The organism is Arcobacter acticola (genome assembly GCF_013177675.1).
Lineage (GTDB): Bacteria > Campylobacterota > Campylobacteria > Campylobacterales > Arcobacteraceae > Aliarcobacter > Aliarcobacter acticola.
In genome coordinates this window covers 974,939-995,158 of record NZ_CP042652.1, presented here as the reverse complement: position 1 = coordinate 995,158, position 20,220 = coordinate 974,939, and the positions used below count along the sequence as shown (strand labels likewise).

Here is a 20,220-nt window from a genome sequence, read left to right as displayed (position 1 = left end):
TATTGGCTAGAATTTTATTAAATAAAGAAAATCTATTTTACAATTTAAGTGTTATTTCAGAACAAACTAAATCAAAAAATAAAGTAGCTATAGTATTAAAAGATAATGCCTACGGACATGGAATTTTAGAAATTGGAACAATGGCTAGTGAATTTGGTATCAAAAAAGCAGTAGTTAGAACACTAAATGATGCACTTAAAATTGAAAAGTTATTTGATTATATTTTGATACTTGCAGAGAAATCTTTTCACACTTATTCACATGCTTTTCACATAGCTTTAAATACACTTGAAGATATTGATAATTTACCTGAAAACTGTAATGTTCATATCAAAGTAGATACAGGAATGCATAGAAATGGAATATCACCCGATGAAATAGAAGTGGCTATTTTAGGGCTTAAAGAAAGAAATATAAATATAACAGGTGTCTTTACGCACCATAAATGCGCAGATGAACTATCAACAGATTTTTTCTGGCAAAACATAGTTTTTACTAGGATAAAACAGCATGTGAAAAGAATATGTGAACAACTTTTTATACCCCTTCCAGTCTTCCATTCTTGCAATTCAGCAGCTCTATTTAGACATGCAAATTTTGATGAAGACTTTGCTAGAGTTGGAATTGCGACATATGGATATTTAGATAATGCAAATATTTTTAAATTTCCAAAATTAAAACCAGTTTTATCACTTTGGGCAGATAAACTTTCAAGTAGAGTTTTAAAAAAAGGTCAAAGTGTAGGTTACGGTGGAACATACCAAGCAAGTGAAGAAATTATTATTTCTACATATGATGTAGGTTATGGAGATGGATTTTTAAGATTAAATGAAAAAAACTCATATACAACTCCAGCAGGATATAAAATTCTAGGTCGAGTATCTATGGATTGCTTATCTTTAAATACAAATGACAAAGAAGTTTGTATTTTCAATAATGTAGAAACACTAGCAAAAGAACACGATACAATCACTTATGAAATAACAACAGCACTAAATTCTAATATAAAAAAAGAGATAGTATGAAAATAACTCTATTGTTCTTCCTATTTATAAATATTCTAAATGCTATGACTTTTGAAGAAGTTTATACTATTAAAAGTGTAGAAGGCACAATGAAAACTATAAGTGCATATAAAGAGTTAGCAAAGAAAAATGATCCAAAAGCACTACATGAATTAGGATTGATTTATCTAAAAGGTGATGGAATTGCGAAAAATCTAAACCAAGCCTATGAATACTTTCAACAAGCCTCTGATTTAGGAAATGTTGAATCAACTTATTTATTAGGAAAAATATATTTATCTAATAAAACAAAATACTATAATCCTAAAAAAGCTTACAATACTTTTATAGATGCTTCAAATAAAAATCATGCTAAATCTCAACTTATGATAGGAAGATTCTTTTTAATGGGAGAGATAGTTGATAAAGATTATGAAAAAGCCTTACACTATTTCAAACTAGCTTCCAAGCAAAAAGAGTATGATGCAAATTGTTATATAGCATATATGTATGCATCAGGACTTGGAGTTTTCCCAAACTTTGGAAGAGCTAACAATTTTGCAGAAGCCCAATATAAAAATGGCAATAAACTTTGTGTAAAAATTTGGAATGACTATAATCTAGGGAAATATCCAAAAGATGATGGATTTAAAATTGGTGATTATAATAAGCCTGTTGAATAAGACTTGTTTTTATTTTTCGTAATATTTTATATAAGTTATAACATAAAATATTTGTATATTCTTATGAAATTTATCTTTAAAAAATAAATAATATTAAAAAAATAAAGATTTCAATAAACTAATTAGGTAATAGTTAGAAATTTATATCTTTTAAAATATACTCTTTCCCAAACTTTTCACAAAAATCTATAAAAAGTTGAAAATAGCCATCAACCTCATCTTTATCATATCCAGCAAGTGAAATCACAACTTTTCTGTCTTGTCCAATAATTTTTGGTAAAGATGCAAAATCTAAATGTTCTGGCATTTTTTTCATGGTATCTATTAAATCATTTTCACTTGCATTTACTGTTAAAACTCTTTTGTATTTTGTAACTATTGATTTTGGATATAGTAAATCAAGTGCTTCTATAACCATAGCTTGGCTCATAGAAGGAAATCCAGGAGTGAAAAAAAATCTATCTTCTAAATAAAATCCAGCTACATTATTTACTACATTTGTAAGAAGTTTTGCATTTATAGGAAGATATGCCATATTTATTCTGTGTGGGAAGGCTTCATCTCCAAACTGATTTATGATTCTATTTTTTGCCTCTTCGTGAAATTCCATTTTCCCATTTGTGAAAACTTTTCCTGCAACCTCTCTCGTATAATCATCAGGTGTAGCTCCAATTCCACCAAAACAAAACATTACAGAGTTTGGATCTGATTTTATAAGATTAAAAATATCAAACATAAGTTTTGAGTCATCATTTATTACAAAAGAAGCTTTTTGTTCCCAGCCTCTTTGTAATAATTGCTTATTTAAAAAAGAAAAATGAGCATCATTTCTGCGCCCATTTAGAAGTTCTGTTCCAATAATCACTGAGTAGAAATTAACTTTTTTCTCCATTGGTAATCAAGCTTTTGATTGTATAAATGAATCCATTTCAGAAACAATTTGTATTATTGTACCTTCTCCACTAATTACTTTTAAAAGATTCTTTTCACTATAAAATGCTTTTATTAAAGCAAGTGGTTCAGTATATAATTTCATTCTATTTAAAAATACTTTTTCATTATCATCAGCTCGTACAACAGCAGCATCCGCAGCACGTCCTAATACTCTTTGAAAAGCAGTGTTTTGAGATACTTCAACTTCAATTACACTTATTAATTCAACTTCAGGCTCATTTACTAAATATTTATCTAATTCAGTCATTTGTTCAACACTTCTAGGATATCCATCAATAACAACAACATCACTTGGAGCTTTTTTAATTGCAGTTACAATAGTTTCAATTGCAATATCAATTGGTACTATATTTCCAGCGCTTATATAAGTATCAATTACATACCCTCTTTCGCTTCCACTTGCAACTTCTGCTCTAAACATATCTCCAGTTGAATAGTGAGTTATATTATTGTGTCTTGCAGCTATTAACTCTGCATCGGTAGTTTTACCGCTTCCTGGTGCTCCAATAATTAAAAATAGTTTCTTCATTTATGCCCTTAGTTCAATTTTACATTAAACAATTGTATCAAAAATTATTTAAATTCTTTATGTACTATTTAAACCTTATGTAGTATTAAAAGCTTTTTATATATAATACAAAAAAACTAAGGAACTGAAATATGAATTTAATGCTATTTGGTGCACCAGGTGCAGGCAAAGGAACACAAGCTAAATTTTTAATTGAAAAATATAATATCCCACAAATTTCTACAGGTGACATTTTAAGAGCTGCTATTGTTGAAAAAACAGATATGGGAATGGAAGCAAAGAAATTTATGGATGAAGGAAAATTAGTTCCTGATTCAACTATCATTGGTATTATCAAAGATAGACTTGCTGAGTCTGACTGTAAAGAAGGTTTTATACTTGATGGTTTCCCAAGAACATTAGCTCAAGCAGTTGCTTTAAGTGAATTAATGTCAAATATGGGAATATCATTAGATAAAGTAATTTCTTTAAATGTTCCTGATGAATTAATCGTTGGAAGAATTACAGGAAGAAGAGTATGTTCTAAATGTGGAGCATCATTTCACGTAGAATTTAATCCTTCTAAAAAAGAAGATGAGTGTGATTATTGTGGTGGAGAATTAATTATCAGAAAAGATGATAATGCTGAAACTGTAATAAGCAGATTAAATGCATATCATGATCAAACTGCACCACTTATTGATTTTTATACAAAAATGGGTGTATTTGTTGAACTTGATGGAACAAAAGATGTTTCTGAAGTTACAGCTGATATGTTAAACGCACTTTCATAAATCTTTTTTATAATAACAAAAAAGGGTAACTATTTATAAATAGTTACCCTTTTTTATGTCAAAGATAATTTATCCTTGCATTCCTGAACTTGAAGAAACTTTCTTACCACCAAAACTCTTTTTAGCAACAACTATTTCTTTTTGCTTCTCTTTTCTTCTTTGATCTTTTTCAACAAATATTTTTTTCTTTGTAAATGGATCTAATTCTGTGTAATACATAACAGCTGAGTAAGTTCCAGGAGTTGGAGTAAATACTTGAGCTTGTTCTGGATTCATTTTTAATTCATGTGTTGTAAACTGTTTTAACTCATGCATATGTTTTTCTTCACATCCTGGATGTGCGGCAATTAAATAATAAGTTAAAAACTGTTTCTTTCCTGATTCTTTATTTAACCTATCATACATAGCTTTAAAATCAATAAGTGTTTGTTTCCCTGGTTTTCCCATATGATGAAGTACTTCATCGTTTGTGTGTTCAGGAGCCACTTTCATTTGACCTGAAATATGATGATCTACCATTTCTTTTAAATACTCATATCCATGTTTTTTATCAGCTGTAATTAAATCATATCGTACACCTGAAGCCACAAATGCTTTTTTGATTCCAGGGATTGCTCTAATATCTTTTAGTAATTGTATGTTTCTACTGTGATCTACTTTCATAGTTTTACAAAGTCTGTGTGCATCTACACATCTTTTGTTTTCAATACAAGTTCCAAGTTTTTCTTTTTTAACACACTCATATCCGTACATATTTGCAGTTGGTCCACCAACATCAGAAATGATTCCTTTGAAATCTTTTAGTGTAGTAAAATGCTTTACTTCTTTTAAAATATTTTCTTCACTTCTTGTTCTAATTGTTCTTCCTTGATGTGCAGCAATAGCGCAGAAGTTACACTCTCCCCAACATCCATGATGTGTCATAATAGAAAATTTAATAGTTTCAAGACACTTAACTTTTCCATCTTTTGCATTATATGGATGAGCATCTCTTTGATATGGATAAGATGCAATTTTATCCATCTCTTCTTCTTCCATATGACGGCTAGGTGGATTTTGTACTAAATATCTTCCATCAACTTCTTGATATAAACCTTTTGAATAAATAGGGTCATTATTGTCATAAAAAGATTTAAATAAATCAATATATTTTTCTTTGTCATCTAAGCATTCTTGATGTGATGGAATTTCTAAAAAATTCTCTTGCGTTGGTGCTTCTTTTGAAATATAACAAAGTCCTCTAATAGTTCTTGGATCTCCCCCTGCTTTTAATGTATTTCCTAAATCAATAATAGCTTGTTCACCCATACCATAAACCATATAATCGGCTTTTGTATCAAATAAAATTGGCTTTCTTAACTTATCAGACCAATAATCATAATGTGTAAGCCTTCTCAAACTAGCTTCTATTCCTCCAAGAACAATTGGAACCGTTCCTTTAAAATATCTTCTTATTAGATTTGTATATACAAGTGTTGCTCTATCTGGTCTTTTATCATTTTTCCCACCTGGAGTATAGTCATCTGTACTTCTAAATCTTTTTGTAGCTGTATAGTTTGAAACCATTGAATCAATACTTCCACCACTTACTCCCCAAAAAAGTTTAGGCTCACCCATTCTTTTTACATCAACATCACTATTTACATCAGGTTGACCTATGATTCCAACACGAAGACCCATGTCTTCAAGAATTCTTCCAACTACTGCTATTCCCATAAATGGTGAATCGATATAAGCATCTCCTGTTATTAGAACAACATCTAGTTCATACCAACCTCTATCATGCATTTCTTCAAGGGTAGTAGGTAAAAATTTATTTGGTTTATTAATAGTACTCATTTTTCTTCTTTATAAAATATTATATATTAGTTTTTTCGTATTGTGCCCAAATATCATTTAACCCCTACCATAAATGTTTATATTCTTTTTGTTAAGTTTCTATCTATTTTTTTAATATCTAGTAACATAGCTACTTTAGAGTCTTTTGTCTCATCCACATTTACTAAACTTTCTACTAATGTCCCTGCTCCCAAGAAGTGACTTTGAATATTTTGTATTGTTTTTTCTTCCACAACACAAACTTCTTCTAAAGATGAAACAAGAATTCCTATACAGTGTTCAATATTATCTTTATCATATTCAACTAAAATTATATTAGTTAAACTATCATTTATAATCTCTTCGTTTACAAAATCTCTAATATCTAATACAGCAATTAACTTATCTTTATATAAGACCATTCCTTTAAAATGATTATTTTTATCCATATCAATTGATTCTTTTAATTCATCTATGCTTATAGATTCAATAACATTTTTTGCATTTACAGCTAAAAGTTTTTTACCTAGGTAAAAAGTTGCTAACTCAACGCTTGTTGGAGTGAATTTTGTTTTAGAAGTATTTAAAAATTTTGATTTATTTTTTTGTAAAAAAGTATGACAATTTATGCTTCCAATATATATAAATACAAAACATAAAACATCATTTTTATAATCATCTACCCTACTTTTATATTCTCTATATCCATTTGAACATTTTGCTGCAATTGCATAATATTTATTATCAAACTCTATTATTTTACTAAGCCCATGAGAGTTTTTTAAATCGAAAAAGGAATCATCAATATTTAAATATGAATCCACTTCAAAATCTTCATTTGATGATGAAATTATTTGCTTCTCTTTATTTGTAAATAGAGCAAAAACTCCAGGTAATTTTTCACCTTGAGTATCTCTTGGTAAAGTATCATCTAGCATAGCATTAAATTGAGGTTTAGAATCAAAAACAACTGCTATTCCACCTGTAACAATAGCTTCATTTTTTAAAGATCTAATAGCACTTGAATAAATATATGTAGATTGATTATCATAAAGGACTGTTTTTTCAAATTTCGATACACAGTACTTTGAAGTATCTTTTAGGCTTAAAGTTTTTGAAACCCAATCTTGGGTTAATACTCTTCCAACTAAAAACTCTTCATTACGATTTGAAACTGCTATTACTTTACCATTTTTATCAAAAAAAATAAGATTTGTATAAACTGTATATAAATCATTTATATATTTCAAGATTTCACTTATCTCATCTTTTTTATCATGTAATGTTGAATAATCATCAAAAGCTTCTCTAAAATATGAATTTAATGCCCACCATCTACAATCATTTGCTCGTTCATATAAGTTTCTATCCATAATATCAATAGCAAGTGAAGATAAAAACTCACTATCTTTTAATATTGAAGTTATAATTGTTTGGTTTAAATTTTCAAGGGATGAGTTTGCTTTATTTCCTACAATTCCTATTTCATTTAATAGTGATTTTGAAAATTCTCTATTTACAGAATTTAATTTACTTTGAGCAATATTACCATTCCAAATAACTCGAGTTAGATTATCTTGAATAGTTTGACTATTATTAAATACTTCTTTTAATTCTTTTGAAAAATGTTGTTCATTTTCCATCATTGCATTTATAATATTATCATCAACTTCTTTTGAATTTAACTCATCACTTAAAAATGCATACTCTAAGGGAATCATGATATGCCCGTACCATTTAAGTCCTTTAAAACCTTGATAACCATTTGTTTCGCATGTTTTTGCAATATAATCTCTTCCAGCAAATGAAATTAATTTAAATTCTTCATTTAATACTATAGGAAGTTTTGCCCCTAATTTTATATGATCTTTATCACTACTTGCAATAACAAAACCATCTTCATCTAAAATAGTAATACATTCTTTATTTTTTGTGTCAATAAGATTAGTTAGAATTCCATTCATTTCATCTGTGAATTTAAAACATAAACATAAAACTCCTAAATTTTCAGAATTTTGATTATTAGTTTTTGTAACTTTGTATGAATAAACCAAAGATTTTTTATATTGTGGAATAAAATCATGGAAGCCATATGTTTCAAGATAATCTTCATCTGAATTCAATACTTTGTTCACAAATGCTAAATCAGTTTTTTCTGTTTTTATATCATCATTTAATCTTACTAGTAATTTTCCATGATTATCTAAGACAACTATGTCAAAATAAACAGAATATTTAGATACATACTCTTTAAATCTTTTTTGAATATTATCTCTTAAAATAACACTATTTTCATTATATTTTGAAACATAGTTTTGTATAAAATTTCTAATATCATCATCAGTAGCTAAAAATCCAATATCAGCAGTTCTTTCAAATAGATTTCGGATAAGTATATCAATTGCAACTTGTGCTTTAAATTTCATCTCTTGGGTAACTTTTTTGATTTGTTGTTCACTTAAGTGGTTCAATAATGTCGAAGTTAAATTTAAAAAATTTTCTTTTGTTTTACCAATATCTATATTAATATCACCTAATTGTCCAAGTAATGCAAACATATCCCAAGAAGTACTTAGTCTTCCTAACTCTTCTTTATATTTATCTACATCTTCTATATGTTTTATTATTGGATATAACTCTTTTTTTACACTTATACCTTTATAATTTACAATATCATTTATCATTATACTTTCCACGCTTTATACTAATTATATGAGTTAATTATATATGCACTTGGATATTTTATGTGATTAAAGATGTATATTAAACATACAATTGTAAAAAAATAATTATATATTTATATTTATTTGAATAAGTTTTGTGATAGGTTTAAAAGATTAAATTGCCAGTTATCACCAAATATATCGTCTTCTATGATTTCAACATTTAGATTACTTGATAAAGAAAGAGCTATGTTATAATCCATTCCTCTATAAAATAATAATTTTTTAATATTTCTATCTTGGGTAAATTGAAGAGTATCTGAAACATCTGTTATATTTAGATATTTTTTTTCTTTTTTGATTATATCAAGCCTGAATCTATTTGCAAAATAATCCCAATAATCATCAAATGCATAAATTGTTGTGATTTCACTTCCACTCATTTTTTGCTTTATTTTTAAAAAAGTATCATCAATTTCATCTAAAAATCTTTCATAATTTTCTTTATAAAAATCTTTTTTATTATTGTCTAGTTCAATCAAAGCTTCATAAATATTTTTTGCAATAACTCTCATAGCAAAAGGATCCATCCAAATATAAGGATTGTTATTAATCTTATTTACATCTTTTGACATATCAATTATTTTTAAATTTGGATTTTTTTCTATTAAGATGCTTTCATACTCTTTTTCAATATCTAATCCAAAATGGAAATATATTTTTGAGTTTGAAAGTCTAGAAATTTCAGATGATGGTATTTTTCTAAATTCAGATAAATACCTATTTGTAATTTCTCTTGGAACTATTTCTTTTTGTGCAATTTTTTTTACAATATGTGTTTCAAGGGGAAAGTAAGTAAGAATTTGTATTTTTGAGAAAAGTAAAAGAGGAAGAAATAAAATAAAAAATATTTTTAACAAATCTTCCTCCTTTTTAATTAATTAGATATCAGTAACAGTTTTTCTTAATCTAATACTTAACTCTTTTAATTGCTCTTCATCAACAGTTGATGGAGCTTGAGTTAATAAACATTGAGCTTTTTGCGTTTTAGGGAATGCTATTACATCTCTGATTGAATCAGTACCTGCTAATAACATAATCATTCTATCAAGTCCCATTGCAAATCCACCATGTGATGGAGCTCCATATTGAAGTGCATCAAGTAAGAAACCAAATTTCTCTCTTGCTTCTTCATCTGAAATTCCCATAAGTTTAAATACTTTTGATTGAATTTCTTCTTTATGAATTCTAATTGAACCACCACCTAACTCAGTACCATTTAAAACGATATCATAAGCAATTGATTCAATCTCTTCTAAATCTTCGATATTATCAAGTGATTTAGGCATAGTAAATGGATGGTGTAATGCTTTTGTTCTTCCATCTTCAACTTCGAACATTGGGAAATCAACAACCCATAAGAATTCTAAAGCATCAGCAGGAACAATATTCATTTCAGATGCAAGGAATAATCTAAATCTTCCCATATAATCCCAAACAACTTTTTTAGATCCAGCTCCAAAGAATACAACGTCACCAACTTCAAGTTCTGTAGCTTTTACAATTTCTTCTAAATCAGATTCAGAGAAGAATTTAGTTAATGGACCTTTTAATCCATCTTCTTTCATTTGGAAGTAACCTAAACCTTTAGCTCCAAATTTTCTAACGTAATCTTCAAAACCTTTCATTTGTCTTTTAGAGAAGATATTATCTCCATTTTTACATTTTAAAGCTTTGATTCTATTATTCTTTTTATCTTTTGCAATATCTGCAAAAATTTCATTAGTTGAGTTTGCAAAAATATCAATAACATCAACTAATGGCATATCAATTCTTAAATCAGGTTTGTCACTACCATATGTTTCCATAGCTTCACTATATTTCATTCTTCTAAATGTTTTTGGAATAGTTTTTCCACATTTTGTAAATACATCATAGATTAATCTTTCAGCTACTGCAATTACATCATCTTGTGTACAAAAAGACATTTCAACATCTATTTGAGTAAATTCAGGTTGTCTATCAGCTCTTAAATCTTCATCTCTAAAACATTTTGCAATTTGGAAGTATTTATCAAATCCAGCAACCATTAAAAGTTGTTTAAATAACTGTGGAGATTGAGGAAGTGCATAAAATTCACCTGGATGAACTCTTGAAGGAACTAAATAATCTCTAGCTCCCTCTGGAGTTGACTTAGTTAAAATAGGAGTTTCAACATCTAAAAATCCTAATTCATCTAAAGTATTTCTTACTTGAATAGCAGCTTTAGATCTTAATTGAAAAATATTAAATGATTTTGTAGATCTTAACTCTAAAAATCTATTTCTTAGTTTAATTTCATCATTAACTTTTTCATCATTAATATCAAAAGGCATTGGTTTAGATTTGTTCTCAATTACTAAATCTTTTAATACGATTTCAATTTTACCAGTTTTTAAATTTGGATTTTCAAGTCCCTCACCTCTTGCTCTTACAAGTCCAGTTGCTATTAAAACATATTCATCTCTTACAGTTTCAGCAATTGCTAATGCATCTTTACTATCACTTGGATCTGCTACTAATTGAACCAATCCACTTTTATCTCTTAAATCTATAAATATAATTCCACCGTGGTCACGTCTACTGTTTACCCAACCAGCAACAGTTACAGTTTCACCAATTTTTGCTTCAGTTACATCTGTACAATAATGTGTTCTCAAATTCTAATCTCCATTCACATAAATATTCGCGATTTTATCTAAATCTTACTTAATTTCTAAAAAGCCTACATCTGTGCTTCTATACAATTTAGGATTGTACACAGCTTCATTATCAATAATTTTAGTTTGTACTAAATTTGAATTATTCCCATAGTATAAATAATTGATTCCCACTAAAGTTGAATAATCAACCCATTCGTAAACAATATTTCCACCAAAAGTGTTAATTTCATCTCTTAATTCACTATTAACACTATCAATAGAATTAGCTACAACTAATTTTTCCCTATCTTGATTTTGTGTTAATAACATTAACATAGGGTCATAAGTAACCTGTGTTGATAATATAGCACTTGGAGAAATATCATATGCTCTTAATTGAGAAAGAATTAGTGATGTTTTAACTAAATCTGTATTTAAAAATAGTGTTGAATTATTCAATTTATAATCATTTACAATATATTTAAAGTTTGTTTCTGTTTTACTAATTTCTTTTCTAACTCTTGTGTCATAAACAGATGCATCATAAGCTCTTTTTAGTTTATTACCAATATATGTATCTTGGTAAAACATAGCGTTATTTGTACTTGAATATGAAATTAATTTTTTAACTTGCTGCTCATAAGAAATTGAACCAAAAATTAGATTTTCATTGCTTGTTAATGAATCTTTTTTCTCAATTAATGGAAGATAAACTTTTACATCATCTGTAACTATTTTATCTAAAGATGAAATTGCACTTGGCGTAAATAAACCAATAACTTTTGTAACACCATTTTGTTTAGCTTTTTCAAATGCAGAATTAATGTTTTCATAACTTTCATTAGTAGAATCAATAATAGTTAAATCATAATCAGCTTTTTGATAAGATAAATATCCAGAAATTGTACTTAAAGATGTTTTTGCATATTTTTCAACTAATGAAGATGGATAAATAAATGCTACTTTTATTTTTACTTTTGCTAAATCAACTTGTATCTCAGAAATTATTACATTATCTTGAATATTATCTTCTTCAATTGCTTGTACACTATTATCAAGGCTTCCGTCGCTTACTTTTATATCAATAGGTTTTAATCCTTCTATAACAGGAGTTATTACTTCAGTTGAAGGTTTTTCTTTTTTAATTTTAATTTCATTAACTTTTTCTTTAGTTTGAGGAAGTTTCAAAGGAACAGTTTGTTTTTGAACACAACCAAAAAATACAAAAACTAATATTAATAAGGTAATTATTTGTCTCAATTTATATTCTCCATATAATTTTTAATTTTTAACATATCATAATATGCATCTTTTTTTGAAGATGGGTTTCTTAATAAAAAACTAGGAGAAAAAGTAGTGATTAATGATATACCATTAAAGTTTAATTCTTTTCCTCTAACTTGTGCAAAGTCAAAACTGTTTTTTAATAAATAAGAATATGCTCTTTCACCTAATGCAACAATTAATTTGGGATTAACCAATTCAATTTGCTTTAACAAATAATCATTGCAAGTGTCAATATTAGAATTATTTAAAGTATTTGAACTTTTGCATTTAACCAATGTTGTTAAATAAACATCTTCTTTTTTTACATTTAAAACATTTTCAATCATTTTACTTAATAATTCACCAGATTTACCCGTATAAAAGATACCCATTTCATCTTCACTATTACTTGGTTCATCACCTATAAACATAATATCAGAATTAGAATTACCATAGGCAAATAATACATTCTTTCTACTTTTTGAAAGTTCACATAAATAACAGTGTTCAACACTATTTTTTAATTCATTTAAATTATTTGGTAATTTAAAATTTCTAACTTCTGTTGAAAAAAAATCCAATGATTCATGATATTCATAACCAAAAGACTTTAGATTATATAAATTCTTTAATATTTGATTTTTAATTGTTTTTGTCATATGAAATTGTACATAAATGTTTCTTTTACAATTATTTGTTCCAATAATTGATACAAATTTAAATAAATACTTGACATTTGTTCCAATATTTTATAAAATAGCAAACAATAAAGAATAGGAATTAAAATGACAGCCCCTAGTTTAAGAAAACTAGAATATGATTTAGAAGTAAATAAAACAACTTTACACAACTGGAAAAAGAATAGACCCAAGTTATACGAGTTTATTATTGAATCATATAAAGATAGAGAAATAATGAAGAAACATTTAGAATTATTAATTGAACAAAAAAATATTATTGAAAAAGAGATTGATATAACAAAAAAAAGAATAGTCTAATATAAAAACCTATGGAGCTAAATATTGATAATATAACTTTTTTAAAGTGTGCGAAATATTGTTGATTTTGGCTTCATAGTTTTTTATATTTTATAAAGATTTAGTTTTTATGAAATTTGTATGTTTTGTAGTGTGTTTTTGAAGTATAAATAAGGAATAAATTCCTTATTTAAATTTGTATAGATATAAATAAAATTATTTGTATCTATGAGTGATTCTACCTTTATCAAGCGAATAAGGCGTGATCTCTACCTTTACAGTATCATTAGGTAATATTTTAATATAGTGCATTCTCATTTTTCCTGAGATATGACATAAAACTACATGTCCATTATCTAATTCAACTCTAAACATAGCATTTGGTAAAGCTTCAATTACCTTACCATCAATTACTATTACATCATCTTTTGCCACTTTTTTCTCCCTTAGTTTTCAAAATTACTTAAAATAACAGCTGTTCCATTAATTACAGCAACAGTGTGTTCATAATGACTTCCTCTTAATCCATCTTTTGATACAACATCCCAACCATTTTCTAAAATAACAGGGGTTCTATCTTTTTGACAAATCATAGGTTCTATACAAAATACCATTCCATTTTTTATTTTTGGACCAGATTTTGCATTTCCATTTTCTAAATAATTTGGAATTTCTGGTTCTTCATGTGGTTTTTTACCGATACCATGTCCACAAAATCTTACTAGTGGTTGATATCCTCTTGATGTAATAAAATCTTCAATAAGTTTAGACAATTCTTTAAATCTCATACCTTCTTTAATTACATCAATTGCATAATATAAAGAATCTTTAGCACAAGCGATTAAAGCTTCATCTTCTTTTGAAATTTTTCCTATAGGCATAGTAATTGCAGAATCACCATACCATCCATCAATTTCAGAGCCAATATCAATACCTAAGATGTCCCCTTCTTTCAAGACAACATCTGTAGGAATCCCATGAATAATAACTTCATTTAATGAAGTACAAATTGCAGCAGGGAATCCGTAAAGTCCTTTAAATGAAGGTCTAGCTCCTAAATCTCTTAGAAACTTTTCCCCCATTTCATCAACCTGTTTTAAAGTCATACCAGCTTTAACTGTTGTCTTTAAATAGTTTAATGTTTTTGCAACTGCAATATTTGCAATTCGAAGTTTATCAATCTCATTTGGTTTTCTTAATGGGATAGCCATTTTTATAATCCAACCGCACTAAGAGTTTGATATTTGTTTGTATACTGTTGTGCTTCTATTTTTCTCATAGTATCAATAGCAACTTGTACAACGATTAGTACAGCAACCCCTCCAAAATAGAAAGGTACTCCCATAGCTTTTACAATAAGCCAAGGAACAGTTGAAATTAATCCCATATAAATAGCACCCCAGAATGTTAATCTACTCGCTACTTCATTTAAAAACTCAGCTGTACTTGCTCCTGGTCTAACACCTGGAATAAATCCACCTTGTTTTTTTAAATTCTCTGAAATATCTTTTGCATTAAATGTAATTGATGCATAAAAGAATGCAAAGAAAACTACAAATAAAAACATAAATAAATTAAAAGTATACGAACTAGGATTCAAATAATCTGCAATCATTACTAAATATTTGTTTTGACTACCTTGTAACACAGTTGCAGGGAACATCAAAATAGCACTTGCAAAAATTGCTGGAATTACTCCACTTAAGTTAACCTTAATAGGAATATAATTCATAATTCTTTTGTTTTGATTTTGCATCATTACTTTTCTAGAATATGAAACAGGAACTCTTCTTTCACCTAATTCAACATAAATGATTGCTCCAACTGTTGCCATAATAATTACTAATATTGCAATTACAGTTAAGAAATTCATTTGTCCATTATTAACTAAATCAATAGTTCCACCAATTGCACTTGGGATTGCAGAAACAATTCCAGCGAAAATAATTAATGAAATACCATTTCCAATACCTTTTTGTGTGATTTGTTCACCAATCCACATTAAAAGCATAGTACCAGTTAACATTGAAATTGCAGAAACTGCAATAAATGTATTCATATCAATTGAAATAGCACCTTGACCACTTTGACCAGTTAATGAATTAAGTCCAACTGAAACACCAATAGATTGAATTAATGTAATAACAATAGTTGTATATCTGATGATTTGCATATATTTTTGCATTCCATCTCGTTCTTTTTTCATTTTACCAAGTGCGGGGAAAGTTGCTGCTAGTAGTTCCATAATAATAGAAGCAGTAATGTAAGGCATAATTCCTAGTGAAATAATTGACAGTCTTTCAACTGCATTTCCACTAAACATATTAACAAGACCTAGTGCATTGTTAGCATTAGAGTCGAAGAATTCTTTAACTACGTCTATATTAACTCCAGGTACTGGCACGTATGCCAGTAATCTGTAAAGAAAAATAAAGCCTAATGTAATAAGAATCTTATTTATTAGATCTTTACTCATAATTATTTTCTCGTAGTTGAAACGTTTTCGTCTTTAATCTTAGCTACTAAATCTTTTGCAGTTGAACCAATTAATTTAACTTTTTCAACTGATTTTGATAATTTATACACAGATTTAATTGAATCTAATGTAATTTCTTCAAGTGTAGCGATTTGAGATACTTTATCAACATTAATTGAATAAGGTTTAGCTACTCTTGAAAAGAATCCAACTTTAGGAAGTCTTTTGTAAAGTGGTTGTTGACCACCTTCAAATCCTCTTTTCATTTTATAACCAGATCTAGCTTTTTGACCTTTGTTACCTTTTCCAGCTGTTTTACCAGTACCACTTCCTTGACCTCTACCAAGTCTTTTAGTATTCTTAGTACTTCCAGCTGCTGGTTGTAAGTTATTTAATTCCATATTTCTATCCTTTAATTCTAGCTAATGCTTCAACAGTAGCTTGTACAAGGTTGTTTGCATTGTTAGAACCTAAAGATTTTGCAATAATATCAGTAATACCAGCAAGCTCAAGAACAGGTCTTGTAGCTCCACCAGCGATAAGACCAGTACCCTCAGATGCTGGTTTTAATAATATTCTACTTGCATTATATTTATGTTCAATGTCATGTGCGATTGTAGTTCCTTTAATAGAAACAGTTACTAAGCTTTTGAAAGCGTCATCTAATGCTTTTTTAATTGCATCAGGAACCTCTTTTGCTTTTCCTGTTCCGAAACCTACTGTACCGTTTTTATCACCAACAACAACTAAAGCTGTAAATCTAAATCTTCTACCACCCTTTACAACTTTTGTTACTCTTCCGATTTTAACGATTGCTTCTTGAAAATCTTCTCTATTAACTGCTGCCATCATTAACCCTTATAATTTGATACCGTTATCTCTTAATGCATCAGCAAAAGCTGCAACTACACCATGATAAAGATAACCATTTCTGTCATAAACTACTGTTTCAATTCCAGCAGCTTTTAAATTTTCAGCAAGTTGTGCTGCTACTTTTACTGCATTTTCTTTATTAATGTTTAAACCCATAGCTTGAGAGCTAACAGCTGCTAAAGTTACACCTTCAACATCATTAATAGCTTGTGCACTAACGTATTTGTTAGATTTAAAAATTGATACTCTTGGCTTTTCAGCTGTACCAAAAATTGATCCTCTAACTCTTTTTTTTCTTTTTATTCTTAAAGCATTTTTTTTAGCTAAGTCTTTTATTCTACTCATAGTTATACCTTACTTCTTAGAAGTTTTTCCGGCTTTTCTGATGATTTTCTCATCAGTATATTTAACACCTTTACCTTTGTAAGGTTCTGGTTTTCTAAAGCCTCTAATAATTGCAGCAGCTTGACCAACTTGTTGTTTGTCAGCACCTTTAACGTTAATTATGTTTTTTTCAACAGTAACTTCTAATCCCGCAGGGATTTCATAGTTAATAGGGTGAGAATAACCTAATTGTAGTTCTAAAACTTCACCTTTTACAGCAGCTCTATAACCAACACCATTGATTTCTAAAGATTTAGTAAAACCTGAATTTAATCCATCAATTGCATTGCTTGTTAAAGCTCTGTATGTTCCCCAGAATGCTGAAGATTCTTTATCTTCACCAACTCTAGTTAAAACAACGTTTCCATCAGCAACTTCAATATTTACTCTACCATGTGTTTCAACAGTAGATACTTTGTTACCTTTTTTTACACTAATTACAGTACCAGAAACTGATACTTCAATCCCTGAAGGGATTGCGATAGGTTTTTTTCCAATTCTAGACATTAAACTCTCCTACCATACCGTACAAAGTAATTCGCCACCAACATTAGCTGCATGTGCTTCATCGTTAGCAATTACACCCTTGTTAGTAGAAACGATAATTGTACCGTATCCATTTTTAAAGCTTTTAATTTCAGAAGCATTTTTATAAACTCTTCTTCCTGGCTTAGAAACTCTTTTAATTTCGTTGATTACTGATTTCTCATTATCATCATATTTCAATTCAACTTGAATTGTTTTCTTATTGTTTTGTCCATCGATAACTTTGAATCCAGTAATATACTCTTTTTGTAATAAAACGTTTAAAACACCTACTACAGTATTTGAGTGTAATAATGTTGCAACTTCTAATTTTCTCATTGCAGCATTTCTAATTCTTGTTAAAGCATCTGCGATTATATCATTCATCATAGCTTATATCTCCTACCAACTAGCTTTTCTAACACCAGGTAATAAACCTTCGTTAGCCATTTTTCTTAAACAAATTCTACATAAACCAAAATCTCTATAAACAGAGTGAGGTCTTCCACAAACAGAACATCTTGTGTATGCTCTTACAGCAAACTTAGGTGTTCTTTGTTGTTTAGCGATCATAGATTTCTTTGCCATTACGCTCTCCCTTTAGTAAATGGAATACCTACTAATTCTAATAATCTGAAAGACTCAGCATCATTAGTTGAACTAGTAGTTATTGAAATGTTCATACCATGTGTTTTAATAATGTTATCATATACAACTTCTGGGAACATTAACTGCTCATCTAAACCAAAGTTGAAGTTTCCTCTACCATCAAAACCGTTTTTGTTAAGACCTCTAAAGTCTTTTACTCTTGGTAATGCAACGTTACATAATTTATCTAAGAAGTTATACATTTGCTCACCTCTTAAAGTAACTTTTACACCAACAGGCATACCTTCTCTAACTTTAAATCCAGCTACTGATTTTTTTGCAATAACTTTAACAGCTCTTTGACCAGCAATTAAAGAGATTGTATCTTCAATATTTTGAATTAATTTAGAGTCTTTCATCGCTTCACCAGCACCAACAGAAATAACAACTTTTTCTACTTTAGCAGTTAAAGTTTTATTTTTTGGAAACTCAGTTTCTAATACTGGTTTGATTTCTGATTTATATTTTTCAAATAATCTTGATGCCATACTAGTTACCCTCTACTTTTGCTACATTTGAAATGTCAATTGGCATTTCTTTGTTAACGAATCCACCTTCAGGATTTTTTTCCTGATCAGGTTTAACAGTTTTTTTAGCAACTTTACAATCTTTTACGATTACTTTATTTTTTGAAGGTAATACTCTTAAAACTTCTCCAGTTTTACCTTTGTCATCTCCAGCGATAATTTTTACAGTATCACCTTTTTTGATTTTTAATTTAATTGCCATATTATAGTACCTCCGGTGCAAGTGAAACGATTTTCATGAAACCTGAATATCTAACTTCTCTAGCTACTGGTCCAAAGATTCTTGTTCCAACTGGTTCTCTTTTTGCATCAAGAATAACCGCTGCATTATCATCAAATCTAATTAATGAACCATTTTCTCTTTGAACTTCTTTATGAGTTCTAACAACAACAGCTTTAACAACTTGACCTTTTTTGATCTTTCCAGTCGGAAGAGCTTTTTTAACTGAAGCAACAATAACATCACCAACAGTTGCGTATCTTCTTTTAGAACCACCTAAAACTTTGATACACATAATCTCTTTTGCACCTGTGTTGTCAGCTACATTTAATCTTGTAAAACTTTGAATCATTATTTAACTCCTGTAGCTACAATTGTCTTTAATCTAAAAGATTTAGTTTTTGACAATGGTCTACACTCAACAGCGATAACACTATCACCAACATTTAACTCATTTTTTTCATCATGAACTAAATATTTCTTAAATCTCTTCACAGTTTTGTGATATTTAGGATGCATAACTGATCTTGTAACTAATACAGAAGCAGTTTTTTCACCTGATCTTTTTACCACTACACCTTGAATCTCTCTTTTATGTGTCATACTTAGATCCTTAGTTAGCTTTTGCAGCAGTCATAGCTGTTTGAATTTTAGCGATGTCTTTTTTAGCAACTCTTAATTCAGATGTGTTTGTCAACTGCATAGTTTTTAGCTTAGCTTTTAATTCAAAAAGAAGCACCTTTTTCTCTTTTAATAATACTTGAAGTTCATTCAAGTTTTTGTCTTTTAAATCAGTATAGTTCATTTTCGCTATCTCTTGTTACAATTTTAGTTTTAAATGGTAGCTTGTGCATTGCTAACGTTAAAGCTTCTCTAGCTAATTCGTCAGATACTCCAGCCATCTCAAAACAAATTCTTCCTGGCTTAATGTTCATAACCCATTTATCAACAGAACCTTTACCTTTTCCCATTCTTGTTTCTAATGGTTTTGCAGTAAGTGGTTTATCAGGGAATACCATAATCCAAACTTTCGCTTGTCTTTTTACTTTTCTTGTCATTGCAATTCTTGACGCTTCAATTTGTCTAGAATCTATTCTTCCGTGCTCTACAGCTTTGATACCGATATCTCCGTATGCTAAAGAGTTTCCTCTATGAGCCATACCTCTATTTCGGCCTTTCATCATTTTTCTGAACTTCGTTCTTTTAGGCATTAACATAA

Annotated in this window: 27 protein-coding genes; 4 read left to right on the top strand and 23 right to left on the bottom strand. The window is 28.7% G+C overall.

Annotation, left to right across the window (positions count from 1 at the left end; all coding sequences use genetic code 11):
- Positions 1–2 precede the first annotated feature (2 nt).
- Together AACT_RS05210 and AACT_RS05205 are read left to right on the top strand one after the other, a co-directional pair.
- The gene (locus AACT_RS05210) at positions 3–1,025 is read left to right on the top strand and encodes an alanine racemase (protein ID WP_172125608.1); all 1,023 of its coding nucleotides are present in this window, start codon (positions 3–5) and stop codon (positions 1,023–1,025) included.
- Positions 1,022–1,687 (top strand): tetratricopeptide repeat protein, encoded by a 666-nt coding sequence (locus AACT_RS05205; protein WP_172125606.1) that lies wholly within the window; start codon positions 1,022–1,024, stop codon positions 1,685–1,687. Before AACT_RS05210 ends, AACT_RS05205 begins: the two co-directional genes overlap by 4 nt.
- 133 nt (positions 1,688–1,820) lie before the next feature.
- Here the strand turns inward: AACT_RS05205 and AACT_RS05200 are convergent, their stop codons facing one another.
- The gene (locus AACT_RS05200) at positions 1,821–2,579 is read right to left on the bottom strand and encodes a competence/damage-inducible protein A (protein ID WP_172125604.1); all 759 of its coding nucleotides are present in this window, start codon (positions 2,577–2,579) and stop codon (positions 1,821–1,823) included.
- Positions 2,580–2,585: 6 nt separating this feature from the next.
- Complete coding sequence (locus AACT_RS05195; protein ID WP_172125602.1) at positions 2,586–3,170, bottom strand: adenylate kinase; 585 nt, start codon at positions 3,168–3,170, stop codon at positions 2,586–2,588.
- 131 nt (positions 3,171–3,301) lie between these two features.
- On the opposite strand from AACT_RS05195, the gene AACT_RS05190 reads away from it, so the two are divergent.
- Complete coding sequence (locus AACT_RS05190; RefSeq protein WP_172125600.1) at positions 3,302–3,943, top strand: adenylate kinase; 642 nt, start codon at positions 3,302–3,304, stop codon at positions 3,941–3,943.
- A gap of 69 nt (positions 3,944–4,012) precedes the next feature.
- On the opposite strand, the gene AACT_RS05185 is transcribed toward AACT_RS05190, so the two are convergent.
- The 6 genes from AACT_RS05185 to AACT_RS05160 all read right to left on the bottom strand — a co-directional run bounded on the left by AACT_RS05185 (position 4,013) and on the right by AACT_RS05160 (position 13,030).
- Positions 4,013–5,773 carry a YgiQ family radical SAM protein gene (locus AACT_RS05185; protein WP_430385342.1) on the bottom strand — a complete coding sequence of 587 codons (1,761 nt, stop codon included), beginning with the start codon at positions 5,771–5,773 and terminating at the stop codon, positions 4,013–4,015.
- An 86-nt stretch (positions 5,774–5,859) separates the two neighbouring features.
- On the bottom strand, positions 5,860–8,445 hold the full coding sequence (locus AACT_RS05180; RefSeq protein WP_172125596.1) for a chemotaxis protein CheW: 2,586 nt from the start codon (positions 8,443–8,445) through the stop codon (positions 5,860–5,862).
- Positions 8,446–8,564: 119 nt separating this feature from the next.
- Positions 8,565–9,344 (bottom strand): metal ABC transporter solute-binding protein, Zn/Mn family, encoded by a 780-nt coding sequence (locus tag AACT_RS05175; protein ID WP_172125594.1) that lies wholly within the window; start codon positions 9,342–9,344, stop codon positions 8,565–8,567.
- 21 nt (positions 9,345–9,365) lie between these two features.
- The gene (aspS, locus tag AACT_RS05170) at positions 9,366–11,123 is read right to left on the bottom strand and encodes an aspartate--tRNA ligase (protein ID WP_172125592.1); all 1,758 of its coding nucleotides are present in this window, start codon (positions 11,121–11,123) and stop codon (positions 9,366–9,368) included.
- A gap of 45 nt (positions 11,124–11,168) precedes the next feature.
- A complete protein-coding gene (locus tag AACT_RS05165; RefSeq protein ID WP_172125590.1) occupies positions 11,169–12,365 on the bottom strand; it encodes a hypothetical protein in 1,197 nt (398 codons plus the stop codon).
- Positions 12,362–13,030: a uracil-DNA glycosylase gene (locus AACT_RS05160; RefSeq protein ID WP_172125588.1), complete on the bottom strand. Its 669-nt coding sequence runs from the start codon at positions 13,028–13,030 to the stop codon at positions 12,362–12,364. Before AACT_RS05160 ends, AACT_RS05165 begins: the two co-directional genes overlap by 4 nt.
- A gap of 126 nt (positions 13,031–13,156) precedes the next feature.
- Here AACT_RS05160 and AACT_RS05155 point away from each other — a divergent pair, with 126 nt between their 5' ends.
- Entirely contained in the window at positions 13,157–13,369 is a 213-nt protein-coding gene (locus AACT_RS05155) for a hypothetical protein (protein WP_172125586.1), read from the top strand.
- Positions 13,370–13,564: 195 nt separating this feature from the next.
- Here the strand turns inward: AACT_RS05155 and infA are convergent, their stop codons facing one another.
- From infA to rplP, 15 genes are read right to left on the bottom strand one after another with little or no spacing between them, the layout of a single operon-like run.
- Positions 13,565–13,783, bottom strand: coding sequence for a translation initiation factor IF-1 (gene infA / locus AACT_RS05150; protein ID WP_014473706.1), 219 nt, complete (start codon positions 13,781–13,783; stop codon positions 13,565–13,567).
- Between the two features lie 11 nt (positions 13,784–13,794).
- A complete protein-coding gene (gene map / locus AACT_RS05145) occupies positions 13,795–14,559 on the bottom strand; it encodes a type I methionyl aminopeptidase (protein WP_172125584.1) in 765 nt (254 codons plus the stop codon).
- A gap of 2 nt (positions 14,560–14,561) precedes the next feature.
- Entirely contained in the window at positions 14,562–15,824 is a 1,263-nt protein-coding gene (gene secY / locus AACT_RS05140) for a preprotein translocase subunit SecY (protein WP_172125582.1), read from the bottom strand.
- Between the two features lie 2 nt (positions 15,825–15,826).
- Entirely contained in the window at positions 15,827–16,225 is a 399-nt protein-coding gene (rplO, locus tag AACT_RS05135; protein ID WP_172125580.1) for a 50S ribosomal protein L15, read from the bottom strand.
- Between the two features lie 4 nt (positions 16,226–16,229).
- On the bottom strand, positions 16,230–16,673 hold the full coding sequence (gene rpsE, locus AACT_RS05130) for a 30S ribosomal protein S5 (protein WP_172125578.1): 444 nt from the start codon (positions 16,671–16,673) through the stop codon (positions 16,230–16,232).
- Between the two features lie 9 nt (positions 16,674–16,682).
- Positions 16,683–17,042: a 50S ribosomal protein L18 gene (gene rplR / locus AACT_RS05125; protein ID WP_172125576.1), complete on the bottom strand. Its 360-nt coding sequence runs from the start codon at positions 17,040–17,042 to the stop codon at positions 16,683–16,685.
- Positions 17,043–17,051: 9 nt separating this feature from the next.
- The gene (rplF, locus tag AACT_RS05120) at positions 17,052–17,588 is read right to left on the bottom strand and encodes a 50S ribosomal protein L6 (protein ID WP_172125574.1); all 537 of its coding nucleotides are present in this window, start codon (positions 17,586–17,588) and stop codon (positions 17,052–17,054) included.
- A gap of 9 nt (positions 17,589–17,597) precedes the next feature.
- The gene (gene rpsH, locus AACT_RS05115; protein WP_172125572.1) at positions 17,598–17,996 is read right to left on the bottom strand and encodes a 30S ribosomal protein S8; all 399 of its coding nucleotides are present in this window, start codon (positions 17,994–17,996) and stop codon (positions 17,598–17,600) included.
- A 12-nt stretch (positions 17,997–18,008) separates the two neighbouring features.
- Entirely contained in the window at positions 18,009–18,194 is a 186-nt protein-coding gene (locus AACT_RS05110; protein ID WP_172125570.1) for a type Z 30S ribosomal protein S14, read from the bottom strand.
- Positions 18,194–18,742 (bottom strand): 50S ribosomal protein L5, encoded by a 549-nt coding sequence (gene rplE, locus AACT_RS05105; protein WP_172125567.1) that lies wholly within the window; start codon positions 18,740–18,742, stop codon positions 18,194–18,196. Before rplE ends, AACT_RS05110 begins: the two co-directional genes overlap by 1 nt.
- 1 nt (position 18,743) lies before the next feature.
- Positions 18,744–18,983 carry a 50S ribosomal protein L24 gene (gene rplX / locus AACT_RS05100; RefSeq protein ID WP_172125565.1) on the bottom strand — a complete coding sequence of 80 codons (240 nt, stop codon included), beginning with the start codon at positions 18,981–18,983 and terminating at the stop codon, positions 18,744–18,746.
- A gap of 1 nt (position 18,984) precedes the next feature.
- Positions 18,985–19,353: a 50S ribosomal protein L14 gene (gene rplN / locus AACT_RS05095; RefSeq protein ID WP_004510830.1), complete on the bottom strand. Its 369-nt coding sequence runs from the start codon at positions 19,351–19,353 to the stop codon at positions 18,985–18,987.
- Positions 19,353–19,604, bottom strand: a complete 252-nt coding sequence (rpsQ, locus tag AACT_RS05090; protein WP_172125563.1) for a 30S ribosomal protein S17 — start codon at positions 19,602–19,604, stop codon at positions 19,353–19,355. Before rpsQ ends, rplN begins: the two co-directional genes overlap by 1 nt.
- A gap of 10 nt (positions 19,605–19,614) precedes the next feature.
- Positions 19,615–19,806, bottom strand: coding sequence for a 50S ribosomal protein L29 (gene rpmC / locus AACT_RS05085; RefSeq protein ID WP_172125561.1), 192 nt, complete (start codon positions 19,804–19,806; stop codon positions 19,615–19,617).
- Positions 19,793–20,218 carry a 50S ribosomal protein L16 gene (gene rplP, locus AACT_RS05080; RefSeq protein ID WP_128358937.1) on the bottom strand — a complete coding sequence of 142 codons (426 nt, stop codon included), beginning with the start codon at positions 20,216–20,218 and terminating at the stop codon, positions 19,793–19,795. The genes rpmC and rplP overlap by 14 nt, the downstream gene beginning before the upstream one ends.
- Positions 20,219–20,220: the final 2 nt, after the last annotated feature.